This is a genomic window from Thauera phenylacetica B4P (assembly GCF_000310225.1).
Lineage (GTDB): Bacteria > Pseudomonadota > Gammaproteobacteria > Burkholderiales > Rhodocyclaceae > Thauera > Thauera phenylacetica.
The window spans coordinates 1-3,758 of the sequence record NZ_AMXF01000310.1 but is presented as its reverse complement, the minus strand read 5'-3'; the positions used below and the strand labels follow the sequence as shown (position 1 = coordinate 3,758).

The 3,758-nt window shown below is 71.3% G+C and carries 5 protein-coding genes; all 5 read right to left on the bottom strand.

Annotated features, from left to right (window positions below; translation table 11 throughout):
* Positions 1–72: 72 nt before the first annotated feature.
* The gene (gene rng, locus C667_RS21015; RefSeq protein ID WP_004382316.1) at positions 73–1,527 is read right to left on the bottom strand and encodes a ribonuclease G; all 1,455 of its coding nucleotides are present in this window, start codon (positions 1,525–1,527) and stop codon (positions 73–75) included.
* Positions 1,528–1,540: 13 nt separating this feature from the next.
* The gene (locus tag C667_RS21010) at positions 1,541–2,161 is read right to left on the bottom strand and encodes a Maf family protein (protein ID WP_004382314.1); all 621 of its coding nucleotides are present in this window, start codon (positions 2,159–2,161) and stop codon (positions 1,541–1,543) included.
* A gap of 136 nt (positions 2,162–2,297) precedes the next feature.
* Positions 2,298–2,768, bottom strand: coding sequence for a 23S rRNA (pseudouridine(1915)-N(3))-methyltransferase RlmH (gene rlmH / locus C667_RS21005; RefSeq protein WP_004382312.1), 471 nt, complete (start codon positions 2,766–2,768; stop codon positions 2,298–2,300).
* Positions 2,769–2,865: 97 nt separating this feature from the next.
* Positions 2,866–3,213 (bottom strand): ribosome silencing factor, encoded by a 348-nt coding sequence (rsfS, locus tag C667_RS21000; RefSeq protein ID WP_004382310.1) that lies wholly within the window; start codon positions 3,211–3,213, stop codon positions 2,866–2,868.
* Between the two features lie 30 nt (positions 3,214–3,243).
* Positions 3,244–3,758, bottom strand: a 515-nt coding sequence (locus C667_RS20995) for a nicotinate-nicotinamide nucleotide adenylyltransferase (protein ID WP_004382308.1), incomplete at its 5' end; no start/stop codon positions are given.

Sequence of the window (3,758 nt, the reverse complement as noted above, 5' to 3'; positions counted from 1 at the left end):
CGCGCCCGGCGGATCGCGCAGCGGCGCGCGACGCCGGCCCGACGGGCGCTGCGCGCGGGCGCCCCGCTGCGCCTACAGCAGCACGATGTCGTACTGCTCCTGGGTGTAGCTGCCCTCGGCGTGCAGCGAGACCTTCTTGCCGATGAAGTCCGACAGCATCGCGAGCGACTGGCTCTCCTCGTCGAGGAAGAGGTCGATGACGTTGGGCGCGGCGAGCACGCGGAACTCCTTCGCGTTGAACTGGCGCGCCTCGCGCAGCAGCTCGCGCAGGATCTCGTAGCACACCGTGCGCGCGGTCTTCACCTCGCCGCGGCCGCTGCAGGTGGGGCAGGGCTCGCACAGCAGGTGGGCGAGCGACTCGCGGGTGCGCTTGCGCGTCATCTCCACCAGGCCGAGCGCGGTGAAGCCGTTGATGCTCATCTTGGTGTGGTCGCGCGACAGCGCCTTGCGGAACTCCTCCAGCACCATCTCGCGATGCTCGATGTTCTCCATGTCGATGAAGTCGATGATGATGATGCCGCCGAGGTTGCGCAGGCGCAGCTGGCGGGCGATGGCCTGGCTGGCCTCGAGGTTGGTCTTGAAGATGGTGTCGTCGAAGTTGCGCGCGCCGACGAAGCCGCCGGTGTTGACGTCGACCGTGGTCATCGCCTCGGTCTGGTCGATGATCAGGTAGCCGCCGGACTTCAGGTCCACCCGGCGGGCGAGCGCCTTCTGGATCTCCTCCTCGACGCTGTAGAGCTCGAAGAGCGGGCGCTCGCCACTGTAGTGCTCGAGCAGCGGCAGCACCTGCGGCGTGTATTCGGCGGCGAAGGCGGAGAGCTTCTGGAAGTTCTCCCGCGAGTCGACGCGGATGCGCGAGGTCTCGTCGGTGACGAGGTCGCGCAGGGTGCGCTGCCCCAGGCCGAGGTCCTCGTGCAGCAGCTTCGGCGGGAAGAGGCCGACCGTCGACCCGGAGATCTCGCGCCACAGCTTGCGCAGGTAGGCGATGTCGGCGGCGAGCTCGGCGTCGGTGGCGGATTCGGCCATCGTGCGCACGATGAAGCCGCCCGGCTCGTCCTCGGGCACCAGGGCCACCAGGCGGCTGCGCAGGGCCTCGCGCCCGGCCTCGTCCTCGATGCGCTGCGAGATGCCGATGTGCTTCTCCTGCGGCAGGTAGACCAGCAGGCGGCCGGCCAGGCTGACCTGGGTGGACAGGCGCGCGCCCTTGGTGCCGATCGGGTCCTTGAGCACCTGCACCATCAGGCTCTGCCCTTCGGTGAGGATCTTCTCGATCGGGCGCGCGCCCTCGCCGTTCTGGCGGTCGCTCCAGATGTCGGCCACGTGCAGGAAGGCGGTGCGCTCGAGGCCGATGTCGATGAAGGCCGACTGCATGCCGGGCAGCACGCGCACGACCTTGCCCAGGTAGAGGTTACCGACGATGCCGCGGCTGGCGGTGCGCTCGACGTGCAGCTCCTGCACCACGCCCTGTTCGACGACCGCGACGCGGGTCTCCTGCGGGGTGAAGTTGATGAGGAATTCGATGCTCATGGACGGGGTGTGCTCACAGGACGGGGTGGCCGAAGATGTCGAGCAGCGCGGCGGTCTCGAACAGGGGCAGGCCCATGATCCCCGAGTAGCTGCCGCGGATCTCCTCGACGAAGATCGCGGCGTGGCCCTGGATGCCGTAGGCGCCGGCCTTGTCGAAGGGCTCTCCGGTGGCGACGTAGCGGCGGATGTCGTGTTCGCTCAGTCGGCGGAAGGCGACCTCGCTGACCGACAGCCGGCTGCGCGTGCGCTCGCCGTCGCTCATCGCGACCGCGGTCAGCACGCGGTGGCGGCGGCCGGAGAGGCGCTCGAGGATGGCATGGGCCTCGGCGGCGTCGTGCGGCTTGCCGACGATCTCGCCGTCCACCTCGAGCGTGGTGTCGGCCGCCAGCACCGGGTGCGGCAGCAGCTTGCGCCACAGCACCCGCCGCATGCCGGCCTGGGCCTTGGCGAGGGCGAGGCGTTCGACGTAGCGCTCGACCGCCTCGCCGGGCAGCGGGGTCTCGTCGACGTCGGCGTCCTCGCCGCGCTCGCCGGCGCGGAAGGTCAGCACGTCGAAGTTGACGCCGATCTGGCGCAGCAGGTCGCGGCGGCGGGGGCTCTTGGAGGCGAGGTAGATGCGCGGTGTGGGGGTCATGGCATGGCGTTCGGCAGGGGCCGCAGCGCCGGTCGGCGCCGGTCGGGCCGGGTGGCGCGATTCTAGCGGGTTTCGCCGCCGGCCACCCGCCGACCCGGCGCGATCGCATGGCTACCCGGAGCCCGCAGCGGTTGCGCTACTCGCGGTGGTAGGGGTGGTTCTTGAGCACCGTCCAGGCGCGGTAGAGGGCCTCGGCCAGCAGCGGGCGCACCAGGGCGTGGGGCAGGGTGAGGCTGGAGAGGCGGACGGCCTCGTGGGCGCTCGCCTTGACCGCGGGCGCGAGGCCGTCGGGGCCGCCGACGATCAGCGCGATGTCGTCGCCCTCGCCCTGCCAGGACTCCAGCCTGCGCGCGAGCGCCAGGGTGGTGAGGTCGGCGCCGCGCTCGTCGAGGATCACGCGCCGGCAGCGTGGCGGCAGGGCAGCCTCGATGCGTGCGGCCTCGGCGGCCATCATCGCCTCGACCGTCTTGCCGCCGCTGCGCGGCTCGGCCTTGACCTCGACGAGCTGCAGCGGCAGCTCGCGCGGCATGCGGCGGGCGAACTCGTCGAAGCCGGCCTGCACCCAGGCGGGCATGCGGTGGCCGACGGCGACGATGAGAAGTTTCATGGTGGAGGCTGCAAGCGCTCGTGGGCGAGCATGCGTCGCATCACGCGAGCGTCGCCCGCGCAATGCGCCGGCGGCCGCTCGCGAGGGCGGCTGCCCGTCAGGCGGCGTTGCGACGGCTGGACGGCGGGGTGTTCCAGAGCTCCTCGAGCTTGTAGTGCGCGCGCACCGCGGGCTGCATCACGTGCACGACGATGCTGCCGAGGTCGACCAGCACCCACTCGCCGGTCTCCTGGCCTTCGGTGCCGATGATCTCGCCACCGGCTTCCTTGACCTTGTCATGCACGTTCTGCGCGAGCGCGCGGGTCTGGCGGCCGGACTCGGCGCTGGCGACGACGATGCGGTCGAAGAGCGGGGTGTGCTTCGAGGTGTCGATGACTTCGATGTCGCGTGCCTTGATGTCTTCGAGGGCGGCGACGACGATCTTTTCGAGGGTGGGGGTGTCCATTCGGGTCCTGTGTGGGCCGGCGCGGTGCGCTCAGCGGTAAAGATGGTGCGCGGCAATATAGTCGAGAACCGATTCGGGCAGCAAATAACGCGCGCTGTGGCCGTTGCGCACCAGATCGCGGATCAGCGAGGCGGAGATCGCCAGCGGGGTCATGTCGAAGGGGACGACGCGGCCGGCGGGCGTATGGCGCAGCTCGGCGGGGTCGGCGGTGTGGCGGCCCGCGCAGGCAGCGTCGAGCTCGGGCGACAGGGTGGCGGGCCAGCGCCGGCCATGGGGGGCGTAGCCGGGGCGGTTGGCGACCGCGATGTGGGCGAGCGCGAACAGATCGGTCCACCGGTGCCAGGTCGGCAGGCCGGCGAAGGCGTCGGCGCCGAGGATCAGCACCAGCGGCCGCTGCGGGCCGAGCTCGGCGCGCAGGCGCTCGAGGGTGAGCACGGTGTAGCTCTTCTGCGGCGCCCGCACCTCGCCGTCGTCCACGCTGAAGCTGGGGTTGCCGGCGGCGGCGAGCCGCGCCATGGCGAGGCGGTCCTCGGCGGTGCTGCCGG

What these genes read in the sequence shown, in the direction of transcription:
- rng (WP_004382316.1), bottom strand. Translation starts at nt 1,527, where the DNA reads ATGAGCATCGAATTCCTCATCAACTTCACCCCGCAGGAGACCCGCGTC.
- C667_RS21010 (WP_004382314.1), bottom strand. Translation starts at nt 2,161, where the DNA reads ATGACCCCCACACCGCGCATCTACCTCGCCTCCAAGAGCCCCCGCCGC.
- rsfS (WP_004382310.1), bottom strand. Translation starts at nt 3,213, where the DNA reads ATGGACACCCCCACCCTCGAAAAGATCGTCGTCGCCGCCCTCGAAGAC.
- rlmH (WP_004382312.1), bottom strand. Translation starts at nt 2,768, where the DNA reads ATGAAACTTCTCATCGTCGCCGTCGGCCACCGCATGCCCGCCTGGGTG.